This window comes from Vibrio natriegens NBRC 15636 = ATCC 14048 = DSM 759 (genome assembly GCF_035621455.1).
Taxonomy (GTDB): domain Bacteria; phylum Pseudomonadota; class Gammaproteobacteria; order Enterobacterales; family Vibrionaceae; genus Vibrio; species Vibrio natriegens.
In genome coordinates this window covers 843,675-862,442 of record NZ_CP141822.1, presented here as the reverse complement: position 1 = coordinate 862,442, position 18,768 = coordinate 843,675, and the positions used below count along the sequence as shown (strand labels likewise).

Annotated in this window: 16 protein-coding genes; 9 read left to right on the top strand and 7 right to left on the bottom strand. The window is 44.4% G+C overall.

Annotated elements, in window-relative coordinates:
* Positions 1-21: 21 nt before the first annotated feature.
* Both pgm and seqA read right to left on the bottom strand, forming a co-directional pair.
* The gene (gene pgm / locus VER99_RS04025) at positions 22-1,668 is read right to left on the bottom strand and encodes a phosphoglucomutase (alpha-D-glucose-1,6-bisphosphate-dependent) (protein WP_020334023.1); all 1,647 of its coding nucleotides are present in this window, start codon (positions 1,666-1,668) and stop codon (positions 22-24) included.
* Positions 1,669-1,757: 89 nt separating this feature from the next.
* Positions 1,758-2,300: a replication initiation negative regulator SeqA gene (gene seqA / locus VER99_RS04020; protein WP_020333373.1), complete on the bottom strand. Its 543-nt coding sequence runs from the start codon at positions 2,298-2,300 to the stop codon at positions 1,758-1,760.
* 152 nt (positions 2,301-2,452) lie between these two features.
* Here seqA and VER99_RS04015 point away from each other — a divergent pair, with 152 nt between their 5' ends.
* The 3 genes from VER99_RS04015 to fldA all read left to right on the top strand — a co-directional run bounded on the left by VER99_RS04015 (position 2,453) and on the right by fldA (position 4,135).
* On the top strand, positions 2,453-3,220 hold the full coding sequence (locus tag VER99_RS04015; RefSeq protein WP_020333372.1) for an alpha/beta fold hydrolase: 768 nt from the start codon (positions 2,453-2,455) through the stop codon (positions 3,218-3,220).
* 111 nt (positions 3,221-3,331) lie between these two features.
* Positions 3,332-3,553: a DUF2788 domain-containing protein gene (locus VER99_RS04010; protein WP_005461613.1), complete on the top strand. Its 222-nt coding sequence runs from the start codon at positions 3,332-3,334 to the stop codon at positions 3,551-3,553.
* 48 nt (positions 3,554-3,601) lie between these two features.
* On the top strand, positions 3,602-4,135 hold the full coding sequence (gene fldA, locus VER99_RS04005; protein WP_014231139.1) for a flavodoxin FldA: 534 nt from the start codon (positions 3,602-3,604) through the stop codon (positions 4,133-4,135).
* 53 nt (positions 4,136-4,188) lie between these two features.
* On the opposite strand, the gene VER99_RS04000 is transcribed toward fldA, so the two are convergent.
* A complete protein-coding gene (locus VER99_RS04000) occupies positions 4,189-4,692 on the bottom strand; it encodes a DUF4442 domain-containing protein (RefSeq protein WP_020333371.1) in 504 nt (167 codons plus the stop codon).
* A gap of 202 nt (positions 4,693-4,894) precedes the next feature.
* On the opposite strand from VER99_RS04000, the gene fcrX reads away from it, so the two are divergent.
* Positions 4,895-5,344 carry a ferric iron uptake transcriptional regulator FcrX gene (gene fcrX, locus VER99_RS03995; protein WP_014231137.1) on the top strand — a complete coding sequence of 150 codons (450 nt, stop codon included), beginning with the start codon at positions 4,895-4,897 and terminating at the stop codon, positions 5,342-5,344.
* A 110-nt stretch (positions 5,345-5,454) separates the two neighbouring features.
* Here fcrX and glnS read toward each other — a convergent pair whose 3' ends face one another.
* A complete protein-coding gene (glnS, locus tag VER99_RS03990) occupies positions 5,455-7,125 on the bottom strand; it encodes a glutamine--tRNA ligase (protein WP_020333370.1) in 1,671 nt (556 codons plus the stop codon).
* Positions 7,126-7,360: 235 nt separating this feature from the next.
* A complete protein-coding gene (gene nagE / locus VER99_RS03985; RefSeq protein ID WP_014231135.1) occupies positions 7,361-8,932 on the bottom strand; it encodes an N-acetylglucosamine-specific PTS transporter subunit IIBC in 1,572 nt (523 codons plus the stop codon).
* Positions 8,933-9,424: 492 nt separating this feature from the next.
* On the opposite strand from nagE, the gene nagA reads away from it, so the two are divergent.
* The 4 genes from nagA (at position 9,425) to asnB (ending at position 15,425) form a co-directional block, all read left to right on the top strand.
* Positions 9,425-10,561, top strand: coding sequence for an N-acetylglucosamine-6-phosphate deacetylase (gene nagA, locus VER99_RS03980; protein WP_014231134.1), 1,137 nt, complete (start codon positions 9,425-9,427; stop codon positions 10,559-10,561).
* A gap of 2 nt (positions 10,562-10,563) precedes the next feature.
* Positions 10,564-11,778 carry a DNA-binding transcriptional regulator NagC gene (nagC, locus tag VER99_RS03975; protein ID WP_020333369.1) on the top strand — a complete coding sequence of 405 codons (1,215 nt, stop codon included), beginning with the start codon at positions 10,564-10,566 and terminating at the stop codon, positions 11,776-11,778.
* A 163-nt stretch (positions 11,779-11,941) separates the two neighbouring features.
* A complete protein-coding gene (locus VER99_RS03970) occupies positions 11,942-13,531 on the top strand; it encodes a cation:proton antiporter family protein (protein WP_020333367.1) in 1,590 nt (529 codons plus the stop codon).
* Positions 13,532-13,760: 229 nt separating this feature from the next.
* A complete protein-coding gene (gene asnB / locus VER99_RS03965) occupies positions 13,761-15,425 on the top strand; it encodes an asparagine synthase B (RefSeq protein WP_020333366.1) in 1,665 nt (554 codons plus the stop codon).
* A gap of 66 nt (positions 15,426-15,491) precedes the next feature.
* Here the strand turns inward: asnB and rfaH are convergent, their stop codons facing one another.
* Positions 15,492-15,992 (bottom strand): transcription/translation regulatory transformer protein RfaH, encoded by a 501-nt coding sequence (gene rfaH, locus VER99_RS03960; RefSeq protein ID WP_014231130.1) that lies wholly within the window; start codon positions 15,990-15,992, stop codon positions 15,492-15,494.
* 327 nt (positions 15,993-16,319) lie between these two features.
* Between rfaH and VER99_RS03955 the strand changes: the two genes are divergently transcribed.
* Positions 16,320-17,708: a peptide MFS transporter gene (locus VER99_RS03955; RefSeq protein ID WP_014231129.1), complete on the top strand. Its 1,389-nt coding sequence runs from the start codon at positions 16,320-16,322 to the stop codon at positions 17,706-17,708.
* A gap of 67 nt (positions 17,709-17,775) precedes the next feature.
* Here the strand turns inward: VER99_RS03955 and hemH are convergent, their stop codons facing one another.
* A complete protein-coding gene (gene hemH, locus VER99_RS03950; protein WP_020333364.1) occupies positions 17,776-18,738 on the bottom strand; it encodes a ferrochelatase in 963 nt (320 codons plus the stop codon).
* Positions 18,739-18,768 lie beyond the last annotated feature (30 nt).

The window sequence follows — 18,768 nt, the reverse complement described above, 5'->3', positions numbered from 1 at the left end:
CGATTTAGAAAATTGTCTCATTTACAAGCCAGCTGCTGCAAATACCTGATTAACAATTTCTTGCGCTTCGGCTTCGATTTGTTTTAGGTGCTCTTCACCCTTGAAGCTTTCGCAGTAAATTTTGTAGATGTCTTCTGTACCAGATGGGCGAGCCGCAAACCAACCGTTTTCAGTGGTGACTTTTAGACCGCCGATCGCCGCACCGTTACCAGGAGCGTGAGTGAGGCGTGCCGTAATTGCATCACCAGCCAGTGTTTCTGCAGAGACCATTTCCGGAGACAGTTTTTTCAGTACGTCTTTTTGAGGACCGTTTGCTACTGCTTGAATTCGGTTGTACTTAGATTCACCATGCTTCGCCGCCAGCTCTTCGTAGTACTCTTGAGGGTTTTTACCCGTTACTGCTGTGATTTCTGCTGCTAGTAGACAAAGCAGGATACCATCTTTATCTGTTGACCAAGGAGTGCCATCTTTGCGTAGGAAAGAAGCACCTGCACTTTCTTCACCACCGAAGCCGAACTTACCCGTGTAAAGGCCATCAACAAACCATTTAAAACCAACAGGTACTTCACATAGCTCGCGACCAAGATCCGCCACAACACGGTCGATCAGTGCGCTCGAAACCAGTGTCTTACCAACCGCGACGTCTTTACCCCACGCATCACGATGACGGTATAGGTAGTCGATACATACAGCCAGGTAATGGTTCGGATTCATCAAACCTTTTGGTGTCACAATACCGTGGCGGTCATAGTCTGGGTCATTACCAAACGCCAAATCGTATTCATCTTTCAGCGCCAACAGACCTGCCATTGCGTATGGTGAAGAACAGTCCATACGAACAACGCCATCTTTATCCAGTGACATAAATTGGAATGATGGGTCAATCGCTTCACTAACCAGAGTCAGATCTAGGTTGTAAGCCTTGCCAATTTGACGCCAGTAATCGATACCGCTACCACCTAATGGATCAACACCAATCTTTAGGTTCGCTTTTTGGATAGCTTCCATATCGATTACGTTAACCAGATCATCGATATATGGTTTGACTAAATCGACTTCCACAAACAAGTCAGACGCTTTTGCTTCTTGCAGAGGCAGACGTTTCACACCTTTTAGATCTTCTGCAATCAGTGCATTCGCACGGTCTTCAATCGCTTGAGTCAATTCCGCTTCCGCAGGTCCACCATGAGTCGGATTGTATTTGATACCGCCGTCTTGAGGTGGGTTGTGCGAAGGAGTGATCACAATGCCATCTGCTTTCTCATCGTGTTTGATGTTGTAAGTCAGAATAGCGTGTGAGATACCTGGGGTTGGTGTGTAACCATTGTCTTGCTGAACGATCACTTTTACGCCGTTCGCAATCAATACTTCGATAACACTAGAAAAAGCTGGCTCTGATAATGCGTGCGTATCTTTACCGACAAACAGTGGCCCTGTCGTGCCCTGCTCTGCACGGACTTCTGCAACCGCTTGTGCAATAGCCAATATATGATTTTCGTTAAAGGTATGCTTGTCTGCAGTACCACGGTGACCTGATGTACCGAATTGAACCTTGTGGTCTGGGTTGGTCGAATCAGGTTGAAGTAAGAAATAATTCGCAACTAACGCCGGAATATTATGAAGATCTTCCTGCTGCGCTTTTTGCCCAGCACGAGGGTGCATAGCCATGTCTGACATCCTTTCTATAAAAATCACAAACTAAAAAGCCTCATAATATCCGCTAAATGCTAAACATTATGAGGCTTCTATCAGGTTTCTTAGATTGAACCTGTTACTTTTTCTATCAAGTCCGGTTGGAATCCCATGTGCGCCATCACTTGTTCAACCATTTGTCTCTTGCGGCTGGTATTATTATTTGTGATAACCCAGAACGGTGTTTCTGGAATGGCCTTAGGTTTGGTTGTATTGCCGTTAGCCAGCAGGGTTTCTTCATTATCAGCAAAGTAAACGCGCTTGCGTCCCTTCACATTTGTCGCTTGTGCGAATCCTTCTGGATTTAATTTGTGTAATGTTGATAGAACCAACATGAAGCGATCAATCGCTTTCTTAAGATCAGCAAACTCATCAGATATTAGCAGTGAACGCATTTCTTTCACTGTATCTATTTGCTCTGTTTTACCTGCATCTTTACTTACTACAATCCCTTGTGGCTTCTCTACTACAGGCGCAACTTTTGCTTCCTGCAACTCACCATCAAGGTTTAAAAGGCGTCGCAAAATATCCGAGGCACTTTCGCCGATATGCTTAGTTTGACCAGCAATGTAACGGTATAGATCCTCATCAACCTCAATTGTTTTCATTCGCTTTTCACATTCTCAATGTTTAAACTCTGTGGAATTATACCCAAATAACTTCAAGAAGCTAGGTTCAGCGAGAATGACTTGGAGTCATTTGGCTATACAATGAGATCCTTGCGGATACTCCACGTTAAACCCATCACGAATAAGATAAAATGTCAGCATTACTCAACTATAAGCAGGAAGGCCAAGGCCAAACAGTTGTTTTGATTCATGGATTGTTTGGTAGTTTAAGTAATCTGGGCCTTTTGGCTCGTGATCTTGTCCAAGATTACTCGGTGATCAGTATTGATCTACGCAACCATGGCCTCTCTTTCCACTCGGATACCCACACGTACAGCGATATGGCACAAGACGTTGCCGAGTTGCTTCACCACTTAAACATTGATCCGGCCATCATTATTGGGCATTCGATGGGTGGTAAAGTTGCGATGAAACTTGTCGACATCGCCCCACAATTTGTCAAACAACTGGTTGTATTAGACATCGCTCCGGTCGCCTATACGACGAATCGTCATGACAACGTTTTTAACGGTCTTCAAGCGGTCATAGCCCAAGAACCAACGAGCCGCCAGCAAGCGATGGATGTGCTGGCGCAACACGTTGAGATAGATGGCGTGAGACAGTTTCTGTCGAAGTCGCTATATAAAGACGGTGATAAAATGTCATGGCGCTTTAACGTAGAAGGCCTGTTGAAAAATTACGCGGAAATTATTGGCTGGCAAGAGATAACACCAACCGAGATCCCAACCCTCTTTATTAAGGGTGGAGATTCTGATTATTTAATGCCAGAGCATCAGCCTGCCGTACAAAGACAATTTAAGCGTGCCAAAGCACATATCATCGCCAACACAGGGCATTGGTTACATGCAGAAAAGCCAGCCGAAGTCATGCGAGTGATCAGGAAACACATTTCGGCTTAACAAATTCACCAACAACCATTGATTATTGGAATAACCACTCTGGTATTGCATTAACTTTACTGGTTAACAGTGGTATAGTGCGCGCAATAATTTTCGGCATGAAGGACTACAATGCTCTACGACTACATGGATATGCTCGAATCTATCGGGCTCGATCTTCTTTTTGCTGCTATCTTCTTCTTCATCGGGATGGCAATAAAAGATGTGCTAAAGCAAGGCAATGTACCTGTTTTTGGTCGTCGTATTGTATGGTTAGTCCTTTTTCTAGGCTGCGCTGGTTTTATCGCAAAAGGGATAATTCAGCTAACGTGGGAAGGCTCGGGGTTAGGCTAAACCCTTAGTACCATCGCCAACAACAAACAATGTAAAGGTATAGACTCTATGGCAAGTGTAGGTATCTTCTTCGGTAGCGACACAGGTAATACTGAAGCCGTTGCAAAGATGATTCAAAAGCAACTAGGTAAGCAACTAGTTCACGTTCAAGACATCGCGAAAAGCAGCAAAGAAGACATTGATAACTTTGATCTTCTACTTCTAGGTATCCCAACTTGGTACTATGGTGAAGCTCAGTGTGATTGGGATGACTTTTTCCCAGAGCTTGAGCAAATTGACTTCTCTACGAAGTTAGTTGCTATCTTTGGTTGTGGTGACCAAGAAGACTACGCAGAGTACTTCTGTGATGCGATGGGCACCGTGCGTGACATCGTTGAGTCAAAAGGCGGCACTATCCTTGGCCATACATCAACTGAAGGCTATGAATTCGAAGCGTCTAAAGCGCTTGTTGAAGGCGACGATAGTCAATTCGTCGGTCTGTGTATCGATGAAGACCGTCAACCAGAGCTAACCGATGAACGTGTTGAGAATTGGGTAAAACAGATTTACGAAGAGATGTGTTTAGCTGAGCTTGAAGGCTAATCGCAAAATCTTATTTAAGACCTCCGCTCTGGAGGTCTTTTTGTATGTAACGTTTATGAGGATTCCGTTACGACCTCCTCCTCTCGGTACTGAGGCTTTTTACGAACATAGAGCTTGCGTTTTACCTCCGACACCACGTTCCCATCCTTATCCTTGATATAAATAGTGAACTCGGGAAACCATTTGTCTCCATTACGTGTCTTTTCAAATATATCTTCAATCATCCCTTCTGAGATTTCAAAATCTGCGTACAAGTCACTGTGTCCGGGCTTAATGAAGTTAATGCTGGCTTCTTTATCCCACACATAATATTCCTCCCGCAGAATCCCAATCAGCATCATTGAGTAAATGGGATCTGTAAGAGAAAAAATACTTCCCCCATATTGAGTCCGATTGGCGTTCTTATTCCACCAGCTCAATTTCAAACGTACTTTCACCAAACGAAAGTCTTCAGAAATATGTAAGATTTTAATTCCAGCTCCCCAGAATGGGGGCCAAAGATTGAGCCCAAATTTTATGATTCCTGGTTTGTAAATTTTGGCAATCCGCTTATCCATTGCAATCCCTGCTCTCTGCGCGATTTATGTTACTAAAATGTAACTGGTAAGAGGTCTAATATAATTGACCAATTTCTAATTTACAAAGAAAGAATATATTAACCCTTTGAAGTTCGTGGTTTAATGTTTTTGGCCATTCGCCTATAATGGTAGGAATATTGAATTCTGTTAAATCGCTGCAGATGATCCAACGGGAAAGTATATGTCAGATAATAATCAGGCGCTGAAGGATGCGGGTTTAAAAGTAACCCTTCCAAGGCTAAAAATTCTAGAAGTACTTCAGCAGCCAGACTGCCAGCACATCAGTGCTGAAGATTTGTACAAAAAGTTGATTGATCTAGGTGAAGAAATCGGTCTAGCAACCGTTTATCGAGTACTCAACCAATTCGACGATGCAGGTATCGTCACTCGTCACCACTTCGAAGGTGGTAAATCAGTTTTTGAACTGTCGACTCAACACCACCATGACCACCTAGTTTGTCTAGACTGTGGTGAAGTTATTGAGTTTTCAGACGATCTTATCGAAGAGCGTCAAAAAGAAATTGCGTCTAAATACAACGTTACTCTGACTAACCATAGCCTTTACCTATACGGTAAATGTGGTGATGGTAGCTGTAAAGACGATCCAAACGCACACAAGCCAAAGAAATAATCACTAAATATAAATAAAGCGCTCAATGAGCGCTTTTATTTTAACAGTTATCTCTTCACCAAATATAAAAAATGCCAGTCTCAGGACTGGCATTTTTATTTTTAGCTCAATTATTTAGCTTCAATTTTCGCCCAAGTATCGCGAAGACCAACTGTGCGGTTGAACACTAGATTATCTGCGCTTGAGTCTTTCGAATCAGCACAGAAGTAGCCCATACGCTCAAATTGGTAGCCTTCCTCTGCTTGTGCAGACGCTAGACTTGGCTCAACGAAACCATTAATCACAACAAGTGAGTCAGGGTTAATCGTCGAAGCAAAATCTTCAGCAGCAGCAGGATTCGGAACCGTGAATAGACGGTCGTATAGACGAATTTCCGCTGGTAATGCTTTATCCGCTGATACCCAGTGGATTACACCTTTTACTTTACGGCCGTCAGCAGGGTTCTTACCCAGAGTATCAGCATCGTAAGTACAGAAAATGGTAGTGATGTTGCCTTCTGCGTCTTTTTCAACACGCTCAGCTTTGATCACGTAAGCACCACGAAGACGCACTTCTTTACCTAGCACCAAACGCTTGTACTTCTTGTTCGCTTCTTCGCGGAAGTCTTCACGCTCAATCCAAACTTCACGAGTAAACGGTACTTCGCGCTCACCCATTTCTGGTTTATTTGGATGGTTAGCAAGAGATAAGCTTTCTACCTTACCCTCTTCAAAGTTCTCAATAACAACTTTTACAGGATCAAGTACAGCCATTGCACGCGGTGCATTTTCGTTCAGGTCATCACGAATACAAGATTCTAGTGAGCCAAACTCAATCATGTTGTCTTGTTTTGTAACACCAATACGTTTACAGAACTCACGAATAGATGCTGGCGTGAAGCCACGACGACGTAAACCAGAAACAGTTGGCATACGCGGGTCATCCCAGCCGTTTACTAACTTTTCAGTCACTAGTTGATTCAGCTTACGCTTAGACATTACTGTGTATTCTAGGTTTAGGCGGCTGAACTCGTACTGATGAGGACGACAATCAATGGTGATGTTGTCTAGTACCCAGTCGTAAAGACGACGGTTATCCATGAACTCAAGCGTACAAATTGAGTGAGTGATGCCTTCTAACGCATCTGAGATACAGTGGGTAAAGTCGTACATTGGGTAAATGCACCACTTGTCACCTGTTTGATGGTGAGTAGCAAAGCGAACACGGTATAGTACCGGATCACGCATGACCATGAATGAAGAACCCATGTCGATCTTAGCGCGAAGACAAGCTTTACCTTCTTCAAACTCACCCGCGCGCATTTTTTCAAACAACGCCAGGTTTTCTTCTACAGGGCGATCACGGTACGGGCTAGGCTTACCTGGCGCTTTTAGTGTGCCGCGGTATTCGCGAATCTGCTCTGGACTTAGCTCATCTACATACGCTAAGCCTTTATTAATCAATTCAATTGCATATTCGTAAAGCTTATCGAAGTAGTTTGATGAGTAACATACTTCACCACTCCACTCGAAGCCTAACCAGTTTACATCTTTCTTGATAGACTCAACGTATTCGATGTCTTCTTTTTCAGGGTTTGTATCATCAAAACGTAAGTTACATTGACCCTGGTAGTCCTGAGCAATACCGAAGTTCAAACAGATAGACTTAGCATGACCGATATGCAGGTAGCCATTCGGCTCCGGCGGGAATCGAGTATGCACGCTAGTGTGTTTACCATCCGCTAGATCCTTATCAATGATCTGGCGAATAAAGTTTGATGGACGAGCATCAGCTTCACTCATCTATAGCACCTCAAAATATTAGTATTGTCAGAGAAAACGGCACTCTGCATCCAAGTATGGAAATGCAGAGTGAATTACTTCTAATGATCCACAATTCTAAGCAATTAGACAACAAGAACTCGTGCTAAATCGGCAATATTTATCGAGTTAGCATGAAACCGCAGCAGAATAGAAGCCACAATATAAAAAAAGACCTCCCAAGGGAGGTCTTCTTCGATTCATTCGTACAATGTGATTATGGTAATTTCACATTCGAAAGGTCTTCGTTAGCACCGATTGCTTTCATTTCGCCAGCAACGATTTCTGCTAGAGGACCAAGGATAACTTGAAGGTTGTTCTCACCTAGTTTCACAACACCTTTAGCACCAAGTTTTTTCAGTACAGCTTCATCAGCTACAGAACGGTCTTTCAGAGTCAAACGTAGACGAGTGATACAAGCATCGATTGCCGTTAGGTTCTCGTGACCACCAAGAGCTTTTAGGTATTGGCGAGCCAAGTCACCGCTCTTCGCTTCACCAGATGGCGCAGCTGCTGTCTCTTCATCACCTTCACGACCAGGCGATTTCAGGTTGAAAGCGCGGATAGCGAATGTGAAAGTGAAGAAGTATAGAGCACCAAAGCCAAGACCAACTGCACCAAGTAGTAGAGGTTTAGTTGCTAGACCGAAGTTCAACACGTAGTCAATTAGACCAGCAGAGAATGTGAAGCCGTGTAGCGTACCAAGCATGTTAGCAACAACTAGCGACAGACCAGTGAACACTGCGTGAATCGCGTAAAGTGCAGGAGCTAGGAACATGAACATGAACTCTAGTGGCTCTGTGATACCAGTTAGGAATGCACAGAATGCTACTGAGAACAGTGCACCACCAACTTGGCCACGTTTTTCAGCAGGCGCTGCAAAGTACATAGCAAGTGCCGCACCAGGAAGACCGAACATCATGATTGGGAAGAAGCCGTTCATGAATGCGCCAGCACCTTTGTCGCCACCAAAGAAGCGATGTAGGTCACCAGATTTAATTGTCTCTGTCACTTCTTTCACTGTTGCTGTGATTTCAGGTGTTACTGAGTTAGCAAATTCAAATGTGTGAGTTTGACCAACAACAAGCGTCTTAGCTAGAGCTGGGTCTACACAAAGCTGCTGTACTGTAGGCAGAGCTTGACCTGCAGCAGAAGCACCCGCAATTAGGACTTCCTGACATGAACCCATACCGAACCAGAAGAACGAGTTTAGTACGTGGTGTAGACCGACAGGAATCAGCGCACGGTTAAGCGTACCGTATACAAACTGACCGATAGCACCAGATGTAGAGATAGCGTGAGCAAGTGCGTCCAGACCACCTTGGATCGTTGGCCATACAATACCACCAACAGCACCAGCGGCTAGAGCAAAAAGGCCCGCCATAATAGGCACTAGACGTTTACCAGAGAAGAATGCCAACCACTCAGGAAGACGGGTAGCATGAAAAGCATTGTAAGAGTGACCGGCAATGATACCTGCAATGATACCGCCGAAGAATGACATGTTAACTGAAGCATCAATTGTTGACGCTGTAGCAGTGAGTACGAAGTACGCAACCGCACCAGCAAGACCTGCAGCACCTTGGCCGTCTTTTGACAAACCGATAGCGATGCCGAGACCGAACAGTAACGGAAGGTTAGAGAAGATTGAACCACCCGCTTGCGCCATAAACGCAATATCAAGTACATCAGGTTGGCCCAAACGCAATAACAAACCTGCGATTGGCAAGGTCGCGATAGGAAGCATAAGAGCTTTACCCAACTTCTGCGCGTATCCGAGAATATTCACCTTTAGTTCCCCCTATAGGATTAGATGTTATGTTGAATAACTTATTTTAGTCGTTCAATTTAGTCCTCTTCAGTTTATGACATTAATTTTGCTCCGCAAATTAAAAGCTCACTGTTTGTGATCCTAATCACCAGAATTCACCCTAAAAGGAGGTTTTTGCTAGCGGGATCATAAAACTTATTTTATCATACAAAAAAATGGCATTTGCAAGATAACATCCTCGCACTTTATGTAAGGAAGAATCAGTGTTATTTTAGTCTACAGCGAGTAACCACGGTAACTTCGCTCTGAAAAAGAATCAGTAAAAAAGTTCATTTATCATTTTTCAGTCCGTTATAGTTAGTTACTCCACCATGGTCGAAATAAACACAACTTGCCTTATGTAACTCGTTATCTAATTTCTTGGTAAATACTAAGTAACCACATGACTCAAATCGTCATCCTTTAGATAGCATTACAGACATGAATTCTCACTATAAGGACTAGCTGACTATGTACGCGCTAACTAACTGTAAAATCTATACCGGTAGTGATGTTCTACAAGAACATGCGGTCATCATCGAAAACGACCTAATTCAATCCGTTGTACCAGTTGCCGAACTACCGAAAGGCATCGAGGTGAAAGATCTAAATGGTGCGAACCTAAGTCCAGGATTCATTGACCTTCAACTAAACGGTTGTGGCGGCGTTATGTTGAATGACGACATCACACCAAAAACAATGCAAATCATGCATGAGGCAAACCTCAAGTCTGGTTGTACTAGTTACTTGCCGACACTGATTACCTCTTCAGACGAAGACATGCGTGCCGCGATCACGGCAGCTCGCGAATACCACGATAAATACCAAAATCAATCACTAGGTCTACACTTGGAAGGACCGTATCTTAACGTCGCGAAAAAAGGCATCCACAATGTCGACTTTATTCGCACCTCAGATGAAGACATGATTGATCTGATTTGTGCTAATAGTGACATCATCGCGAAGGTGACGCTTGCACCAGAGCAGAATGACCCTGAGCATATTCGACGCTTAAAAGCGGCTGGTGTGGTTGTTTCTATCGGACATACTAACGCTACGTATAAAGAAGCTCGTCAAGGCTTTGAAGCTGGTATTTCCTTTGCGACTCACCTGTTTAACGCGATGACACCGATGGTTGGACGCGAACCTGGAGTGGTTGGTGCAATTTACGACACGCCAGAAGTTTATGCTGGAATTATCGCCGATGGTTTCCACGTAGACTACGCAAACATCAGAATTGCTCATAAAATCAAAGGTGAGAAGCTTGTTTTGGTGACGGATGCCACAGCTCCAGCAGGTGCTAACATTGATCACTTTATTTTTGTCGGTAAGAAAGTATATTACCGAGATGGTAAGTGTGTTGATGAAAATGGCACACTAGGCGGCTCAGCCCTGACTATGATTGAAGCAGTTCAGAATACGGTTGAGCACGCAGGTATCGCTTTAGACGAAGCTCTACGTATGGCCACATTGTATCCAGCAACCGCTATTGGGGTTGAAGATAAACTTGGCCGAATTCGAACAGGCATGGTAGCAAACCTGACTGTTTTCGATCGTGACTTCAATGTAAAAGCGACGGTTGTTAACGGACAATACGAGCACAATTAAGCATGAATGGCGGACAAATTGGTAATGTAGATTTAGTAAAACAGCTTAACAGCGCTGCGGTATACAGGCTGATAGATCAGCAAGGTCCTATCTCCCGTATTCAAGTCGCGGACGTTAGCCAGCTGGCTCCCGCGAGTGTTACCAAAATAACCCGCCAACTTTTAGAGCGTGGCCTGATTAAAGAGGTCGCGCAGCAAGCTTCTACCGGTGGTCGCCGAGCTATCTCACTGACCACTGAAGTAAAACCTTTTCATTCAGTCGCCGTTCGTCTGGGACGTGACTACATTCAGTTCTGCTTGTACGACTTGGGCGGTACCGCACTTGCCGAAGATCAGCATGAGCTGCACTACACCAATCAGGAAGACTTGATTGCTGGTTTAATCGATTTACTGAAAAGTTTCATGAATCGCAACCAGGATAAAATCGAGCAGTTGATTGCCATTGGTATTACCCTGCCAGGCTTAGTTAACCCATCTACCGGTGTGGTTGAGTACATGCCAAATACGGATGTTGATAACCTGGCCCTTGGTGAAATTGTTAGCGAGAAGTTTAATACCGCTTGTTTCGTTGGTAACGACGTTCGCGGAATGGCTCTAGCAGAGCACTACTTTGGCGCAAGCCAAGATTGTCAGGATTCAATTCTGGTCAGTGTCCACCGCGGCACGGGTGCAGGTATCATTGTTAATGGCCAGGTGTTTCTTGGCTTTAACCGTAACGTTGGTGAAATTGGTCATATCCAAATCGATCCATTGGGTGAACAGTGTCAATGCGGTAACTTTGGCTGTTTAGAAACAGTTGCTGCAAACCCAGCAATCATACACCGTGTAAAGCAGCTAATCGCGCAAGGTTACGAATCCAGCCTAACTGAGCTGGAAAATATCACCATTCAGGATGTGTGCGAACATGCAGTTAACGGTGATGAACTCGCCAAGCAAAGCTTAGTTCGTGTTGGTAACCAGCTAGGTAAAGCGATTGCTATCACCATCAACCTATTTAACCCACAGAAAATTGTTATCGCTGGTGATATTACCGCAGCGCAAGAAATTGTATTCCCGGCCATTAAACGTAACGTTGAAAATCAATCGCTAAAAACGTTCCATAACGCTCTTCCTATTGTTGCCTCACAAATCGACAAGCAGCCAACTATGGGTGCATTCGCCATGATCAAGCGTGCAATGTTAAACGGGGTTTTGTTACAAAAGTTATTGGAAGACTAAGTATATTCCAACAGTTGAGTTACAATCTCGGGCTGTGCTTGCACAGCCCGTTTTTGCATATCAGGAAACTCAACCCAATTACTGCAAATTAGCCTTGCTCTAAGCGATTTTTCCTGCGCAATTACCTGACAATAATTTACTGGCATAGGTATTACTTATCAGTATGGAAATAATTCTAATAACAACGGCATTTTTGGCTGGCTTCCTTGCGCTAAAGTGCTCACTCCCTCCACTCGTTGGCTTCTTACTCGCAGGATTCGGATTACACGCATTTGGCTACCAAAGTAATGAGCTGATCGTTGACCTAGCCGACCTCGGCGTTACCCTTTTATTGTTTACTATCGGCCTAAAACTCGATGTAAAAACACTGCTATCAAAAGAAATCTGGGGAGGTGCGACCGCACATAACATCCTCTCCACAGCGGTGTTCACCATTACACTTGGTGGTTTAAAACTACTCGGCATTACCTCTATGGCGGGTATGGATCTTGGGCAGATTCTTTTACTGGCGTTTGCTTTGTCATTTTCGAGTACCGTTTTTGCAGTTAAAACACTGCAAGAAAAAGGTGAGATGAGTGCCACTTACGGCACCATCGCGATCGGTATTCTGGTAATGCAAGACATCTTCGCAGTTGTATTTCTGACGGCTTCTACCGGTAAAATTCCTGAATGGTACGCCATAGCACTGTTCGGTCTTCCCCTCCTTCGACCAGTTTTTTACAAATTACTAGACAAAGTAGGCCACGGTGAGATGTTGGTCCTATTCGGTATATTCTTCGCGCTTGTCGTCGGAGCAGGTCTATTTGAGCTAGTAGGCATGAAGCCAGATCTTGGTGCCCTGATTTTAGGCATGTTACTGGCTGGTCACCGAAAAGCCTCTGAGCTCTCAAAATCCCTGTTTAACATGAAAGAGCTCTTCTTAGTTTGCTTCTTCTTAAATATTGGCTTATCGGCATCGCTGAGTTTTACTGGCATCGCACTCGCCATTTTATTCATTCTGCTGCTGCCGATTAAGGGCTTGCTGTACTTTTTAACCATTAACTACTTTAACTTTCGGGTCCGCACTTCATTGCTCGCGTCACTATCCCTGTTTAACTACAGCGAATTTGGCCTGATAGTTGGTGGTCTAGCGTATAAAATGGGCTGGATGCCAAGTGACATGCTCGCTGCCATTGCTGTTGCTGTGTCACTTTCATTTATTATCGCTGCGCCACTAAACCGTTTGAGCAATAAAATCTATCAACACTCAGGCAAGTGGCTACAAGAGACCGCCGCGGAGAAACTGAATCAACGTGATCAGTTAATCAATCCAGGGCATGCTCAGGTACTAATCCTTGGTATGGGCCGTATTGGCACGGGAGCTTACGATGAGTTATGCGCTCGTTACGGGAAGATATCGCTTGGGGTCGAAATTCGCGAGGATGGCGCAGTTAAGCACCGTGAAGAAGGTCGTAATGTCATTTCCGGTGACGCAACTGACCCAGATTTTTGGGAACGAATCCTCGATACAGGACACGTCCAGCTGGTGCTACTGGCAATGCCTCACCACCAAGGTAATCAGACCGCATTGGAACAGCTGCAACGTCGTAACTATAAAGGCCAGATAGCCGCGATTGCAGAGTACCCAGACCAACTAGATGGCCTTCTGGAAAACGGCGTACATGCCGCATTCAATATCTATAATGAGGCTGGTAGTGGTTTCGCAAGACATGTTTGTCAGCAATTGCAGCCTAAATTCACACCAATAAAGTAAGCACTAATGTGAATAAGCAATAAAGCCTTCGTTCAAAAAGAAGGCTTTTTTTGTGTTCTTTTTATACCAAACCTTAATTTCATTCATTAAAATGGAGGAATAATTAGAAATTATTCACCAGCAAGGGTCTTTTATAAATTTTTTCATCACAAAGCGTTGCTTTTTTTACTCAAACTGGCAAATTGAAGCCATACCGATTAGAAATTGTTTAGTTTAAAAAGGAAGTTGTATGTGTTCAGTATTTGGCATTTTAGACATTAAAAGTGACGCAGCAGCGTTACGCCCTATCGCATTAGAAATGTCGAAAAAGCTTCGTCACCGAGGCCCAGACTGGTCTGGTATCTACTCTTCAGATAGAGCGATTCTGGCTCATGAACGCTTGGCAATTGTTGGCCTAAATAGCGGAGCTCAGCCACTGTACAGCCCTGATAATAAGCTAATCCTTGCGGTAAACGGCGAAATCTACAACCACAAAGAGATCCGCGCACGCTACGAAGGCAGATATGAATTCCAAACGGATTCAGATTGTGAAGTTATTCTAGCGCTTTACCAAGACATGGGCGCAGATCTTCTTGAAGAACTAAACGGTATCTTCGCTTTCGTTCTTTACGATGAAGAGAAGGACGAGTATCTGGTTGGCCGTGACCATATCGGTATTATTCCTCTTTACCAAGGTCACGATGAGCACGGTAACTACTACGTGGCTTCTGAGATGAAAGCGCTAGTGCCTGTGTGTAAAACAGTGAGCGAATTCCCTCCAGGCAGCCACTACAGCTCTAAAGACGCAGAGCCACAACGCTACTACGTTCGTGACTGGAACGAATACGCTGCAGTTCAAGGGAACAGCACAAGTAAAGAAGAGCTAACTGAAGCGCTTGAAGCAGCAGTTAAACGCCAGCTAATGACTGATGTACCATACGGTGTACTTTTGTCAGGTGGTTTAGACTCTTCTATCACTTCTGCGGTCGCTAAACGTTTTGCGGCGATGCGTATTGAAGATGACGAACAATCAGAAGCTTGGTGGCCACAACTGCACTCTTTTGCGGTTGGCCTTGAAGGCGCACCAGATTTGAAAGCAGCGCGTGAAGTTGCAGACCAAATCGGTACTGTTCACCATGAAATGACTTACACAATTCAGGAAGGTCTTGATGCGATTCGTGATGTGATTTACCACATCGAAACGTATGACGTAACCACAATCCGTGCTTCAACGCCAATGTTCCTGATGGGACGTAAAATCAAAGCGATGGGTATCAAAATGGTACTTTCAGGCGAAGGCGCAGATGAGATCTTTGGTGGTTACCTATACTTCCACAAAGCACCAAACGCGCAAGAGTTCCACGAAGAAACCGTTCGTAAACTGCTTGCTCTAAACATGTTTGACTGTGCTCGTGCAAACAAATCACTTGCAGCATGGGGTGTTGAAGGCCGTGTACCTTTCCTAGATAAAGAGTTCATTGATGTAGCAATGCGTCTGAACCCGGCCGACAAAATGTGTGGCAACGGTAAAATGGAAAAACACATCCTACGTGAGTGTTTTGAACATTACTTACCAGAATCAATCGCTTGGCGCCAGAAAGAGCAGTTCTCTGACGGTGTAGGTTACAGCTGGATTGATACTCTGAAAGAAGTAGCAGAACAGAAAGTAACGGATCAACAAATGGAAACGGCTAAATTCCGCTTCCCTTACAACACGCCAACCACTAAAGAAGGTTATGTGTACCGTGAAATCTTTGAAGAACTATTCCCACTGCCATCAGCAGCAGAATGTGTTCCGGGCGGCCCATCTGTCGCTTGTTCTTCAGCAAAAGCGATTGAATGGGATGAGTCATTCCAAAACTGTGTAGACCCATCTGGTCGAGCAGTACAGGCCGTTCACAACGACGCTTACTAATTAAAAGACACAAATGAAAAGCAAAAGGGCTGGTTTAACCAGCCCTTTTATTTATATATCAACATGTTATTTTAAGTCTAAATCATTATTGTCAATACTGACTGGAACACGTTTGGTAATCATCTGCACGAGCATAATTGAACGCTTCTCCCCATCTTGCTCCTGGAAAATAGCATCAATGCCAGCAAACTGACCACTTTTGACCCGAATCTGATCACCGCGCTTGGGCATGCCTTCACAGGCCACTTTTTCATGAACGCACTTTTCTATTTTCTTCAGTTCAAAAACCAAATCGCCCTGAATTTCTTTTGGCTGAGCGCCAAAGCGGACAAAATCAATAACCCCACGGGTGGAACGAACTGATGTAAAGTTCGGCCCTTCCTCGTAATCAAAACGAGCAAACATATAAGAAGGGAACAGTGGTTCTTCGACTTTCTGTCTTTTACCACGTAATATTTTTTCGACTTCGACAGTCGGATAAAAGCACTCCACCCCTTGATTTTCAAGGTGTTGCTTCGCCCTAACCTGCTCTCCTCGTTTACAATAAAGTAGATACCAACGTTTCATTTTTTACTAGCCATTTATCTTTTTCATGCATCCTAGCATTAAGCCAAAGATGAGTCATGAGCAATTCATTCATCTATATAATTATAAATAAATATCGCTCGCATAACCCAATTTCTCTTTGATGGTTGTATGAATATTACACACAACCAAAAATGAAAAATTAGTTTTAACTACATGCCAATCCTTCAATTATTCCATAAATAAAATTAAAAACAGAGACTTATACAGGTACAGATGCAATTGTATAAAATTTTTTGTTTGTTAATTGTTAAATTTAAAGGTATATATTTTCCCCGAAAAATGTAACAACTATTATTAAAAGATCCTATGACAAACCAACATCAATATTTTGGCCACCCTCGTGGCTTATTTTTACTGTTCGGCACAGAATTGTGGGAGCGCTTCTCTTACTACGCAATGCGTGCCATTCTCGTACTTTATCTCACAGATACCACAATGAATGGCGGTCTGGGCTGGTCGACTAAAGACGCACTAGACCTATACGGCATTTATACTGGCCTTGTTTACATCACACCTCTGATCGGTGGCTACCTGGCAGATAACTACTTAGGCCAACGCCGCTCCATTTTACTCGGTGGTGCATTAATGGCTATTGGTCAATTTACCTTGGCATTGCCAGCCGATGCACTGGGCCTTGGCTCTCTTCACACCTTTTATTTAGGTCTTGCGCTTCTGATCTCAGGTAACGGCTTGTTTAAGCCGAATATCTCAACGATGGTGGGTGACCTATACAACGAAGGTGACAACCGTCGTGATGGCGCATTTACCATCTTCTACATGGGTATCAACCTTGGCGCTCTGCTCGCTGGTGTCGTTTCTGGCTCGGTGACCAACTCATTCGGCTGGAAAGCTGGTTTCGTTGCTGCGGGCATCGGTATGCTTATGAGCCTTGTGATGCAAATAAGCTTCGCTCAATCCTGGCTAGGTGATATCGGCCGCGAACCAGCAGCCAAACGCGCACTAGCAAATCAGAAATCAACCAAGAAGCAGCCACTTACTAAAGAAGAAGTGGACCGCATTAAAGTCATTCTGGTCATGAGTCTTTTCACTATCGTATTCTGGGCTGGCTTTGAGCAAGCAGGTGGCCTGATGAATATCTACACCCAGCAATACACTGACCGTATGATTGGCAGTTTCGAAGTCCCTGCGGCTTGGTTCCAGTCACTTAACCCGTTCTTTATTATCACGCTTGCACCTGTGCTTGCGGTGCTGTGGGTTAAGCTAGGCAAACGTGAGCCAAACTCACCAGTGAAGTTTGCAATGGCGATGTTCTTCCTGGCTCTGGGTTTCCTATGTATGGTTGGTGCGGTACTTGAGCAAGGCGGTGATACCACAGTGAAAACATCAATGCTGTGGTTAGTGGGTGCTTTCTTCTTCCATACACTGGGTGAACTTTGCCTGTCTCCAATCGGCTTGTCTCTGGTAACCAAACTTGCGCCTCTGCGTTTGGCATCATTAATGATGGGTGCATGGTTCGGCTGTAATGCGATTGCAAACTACGTAGCTGGCTATGTGGGATCCCATGTTGGTGAGCTAGGTGCGATGGCTATCTTTAGCGGTATCGCAGCGAGCGCGACGGTCAGTGGTCTAATTTTGCTGTTGTTCTCTAACACGCTCGTGCGCTGGATGCACGGTGCTGAAAGTTCAGCGAGCAACGCGGAACAAGTAGAAGAGCAACAAGTACAAGTTGCTTAATACATCATTCAAACTAAAAAGGGTCGCACTTGCGACCCTTTTTGTTAAGAACATTTCATGACAACGATTAAAGCTTATTGCGAACCAACTCCGCCATCATCTCAATATGTCGCTCATCATCATTCAGGCAAGGAATGTAATTAAACTGCTCACCGCCTGCTTCTAAGAAAATGTGTTTGTTCTCTCCCGCGATTTCTTCTAGCGTTTCCAAACAATCCGAAGAAAATGCTGGTGTCATGATATCAATCTTTTTAATACCTTTGGCAGGCAACGTTTCCAGAGTTTTATCAGTGTATGGCTGTAACCACTCTTCACGCCCAAAACGGGACTGATAAGCCATCCCTATCTGCGTTTCATTCAACCCAAGTGCTTCACCCAGCAAGCGAGTCGTCGTTTCACAATGTTGAGGATAAATGTCACCGTTATCTGCAAAACGTTTCGGTATGCCGTGATAGGAACATAGCAGATACTCCCCTTGTCCATGTTCAGCCCAATACGCTCTTACGGATTGAGCCAAGGCATCAATGAACATTGGATGGTCGTGATAATCACGAATTAAGCTATATGCCGGTATGACGGGTAATTTCTTAAAAGCTTTGGTTATCCCATCAGACACCGCCGCTGTTGTTGTACCTGAATACTGAGGATACAAAGGCAATACGATGACCTCATCGACCCCTTGCGATAGTAAGGCTTCAAAACCCGCGTGTAAACTTGGATTACCATAAGTCATGCCAAGCTCTACGGGCATATCTAACTGCTTAGCCAGTTTCTTCGCTTGGCGCTTTGAGTACACCATCAGAGGGGAACCCTCTTCCATCCAAACGGACTCATAAAGCTTGGCAACTTTTGGCGCACGTATTGGCAAAATAACCCCGTGCAAAATTGGACACCAAAGCCATCGTGTCATGTCGACCACTCGGTGATCATGAAGAAACTGGCTCAAGAAGCGCTTTACAGCAGGAGCAGTTGGTTCATCAGGTGTACCCAAGTTAACCAGAAGCACACCTTGTTTTTTTATTTTTTGCATAGCGTCCCTTTGTTTCCAGCGTGTACCAAT

Excerpts from the sequence above, each read along its gene's own strand:
- pgm (WP_020334023.1), bottom strand. The coding sequence starts at position 1,668 with ATGGCTATGCACCCTCGTGCTGGGCAAAAAGCGCAGCAGGAAGATCTT.
- seqA (WP_020333373.1), bottom strand. The coding sequence starts at position 2,300 with ATGAAAACAATTGAGGTTGATGAGGATCTATACCGTTACATTGCTGGT.
- VER99_RS04015 (WP_020333372.1), top strand. The coding sequence starts at position 2,453 with ATGTCAGCATTACTCAACTATAAGCAGGAAGGCCAAGGCCAAACAGTT.
- VER99_RS04010 (WP_005461613.1), top strand. The coding sequence starts at position 3,332 with ATGCTCTACGACTACATGGATATGCTCGAATCTATCGGGCTCGATCTT.
- fldA (WP_014231139.1), top strand. The coding sequence starts at position 3,602 with ATGGCAAGTGTAGGTATCTTCTTCGGTAGCGACACAGGTAATACTGAA.
- VER99_RS04000 (WP_020333371.1), bottom strand. The coding sequence starts at position 4,692 with ATGGATAAGCGGATTGCCAAAATTTACAAACCAGGAATCATAAAATTT.
- fcrX (WP_014231137.1), top strand. The coding sequence starts at position 4,895 with ATGTCAGATAATAATCAGGCGCTGAAGGATGCGGGTTTAAAAGTAACC.
- glnS (WP_020333370.1), bottom strand. The coding sequence starts at position 7,125 with ATGAGTGAAGCTGATGCTCGTCCATCAAACTTTATTCGCCAGATCATT.
- nagA (WP_014231134.1), top strand. The coding sequence starts at position 9,425 with ATGTACGCGCTAACTAACTGTAAAATCTATACCGGTAGTGATGTTCTA.
- nagC (WP_020333369.1), top strand. The coding sequence starts at position 10,564 with ATGAATGGCGGACAAATTGGTAATGTAGATTTAGTAAAACAGCTTAAC.
- VER99_RS03970 (WP_020333367.1), top strand. The coding sequence starts at position 11,942 with ATGGAAATAATTCTAATAACAACGGCATTTTTGGCTGGCTTCCTTGCG.
- asnB (WP_020333366.1), top strand. The coding sequence starts at position 13,761 with ATGTGTTCAGTATTTGGCATTTTAGACATTAAAAGTGACGCAGCAGCG.
- rfaH (WP_014231130.1), bottom strand. The coding sequence starts at position 15,992 with ATGAAACGTTGGTATCTACTTTATTGTAAACGAGGAGAGCAGGTTAGG.
- VER99_RS03955 (WP_014231129.1), top strand. The coding sequence starts at position 16,320 with ATGACAAACCAACATCAATATTTTGGCCACCCTCGTGGCTTATTTTTA.
- hemH (WP_020333364.1), bottom strand. The coding sequence starts at position 18,738 with ATGCAAAAAATAAAAAAACAAGGTGTGCTTCTGGTTAACTTGGGTACA.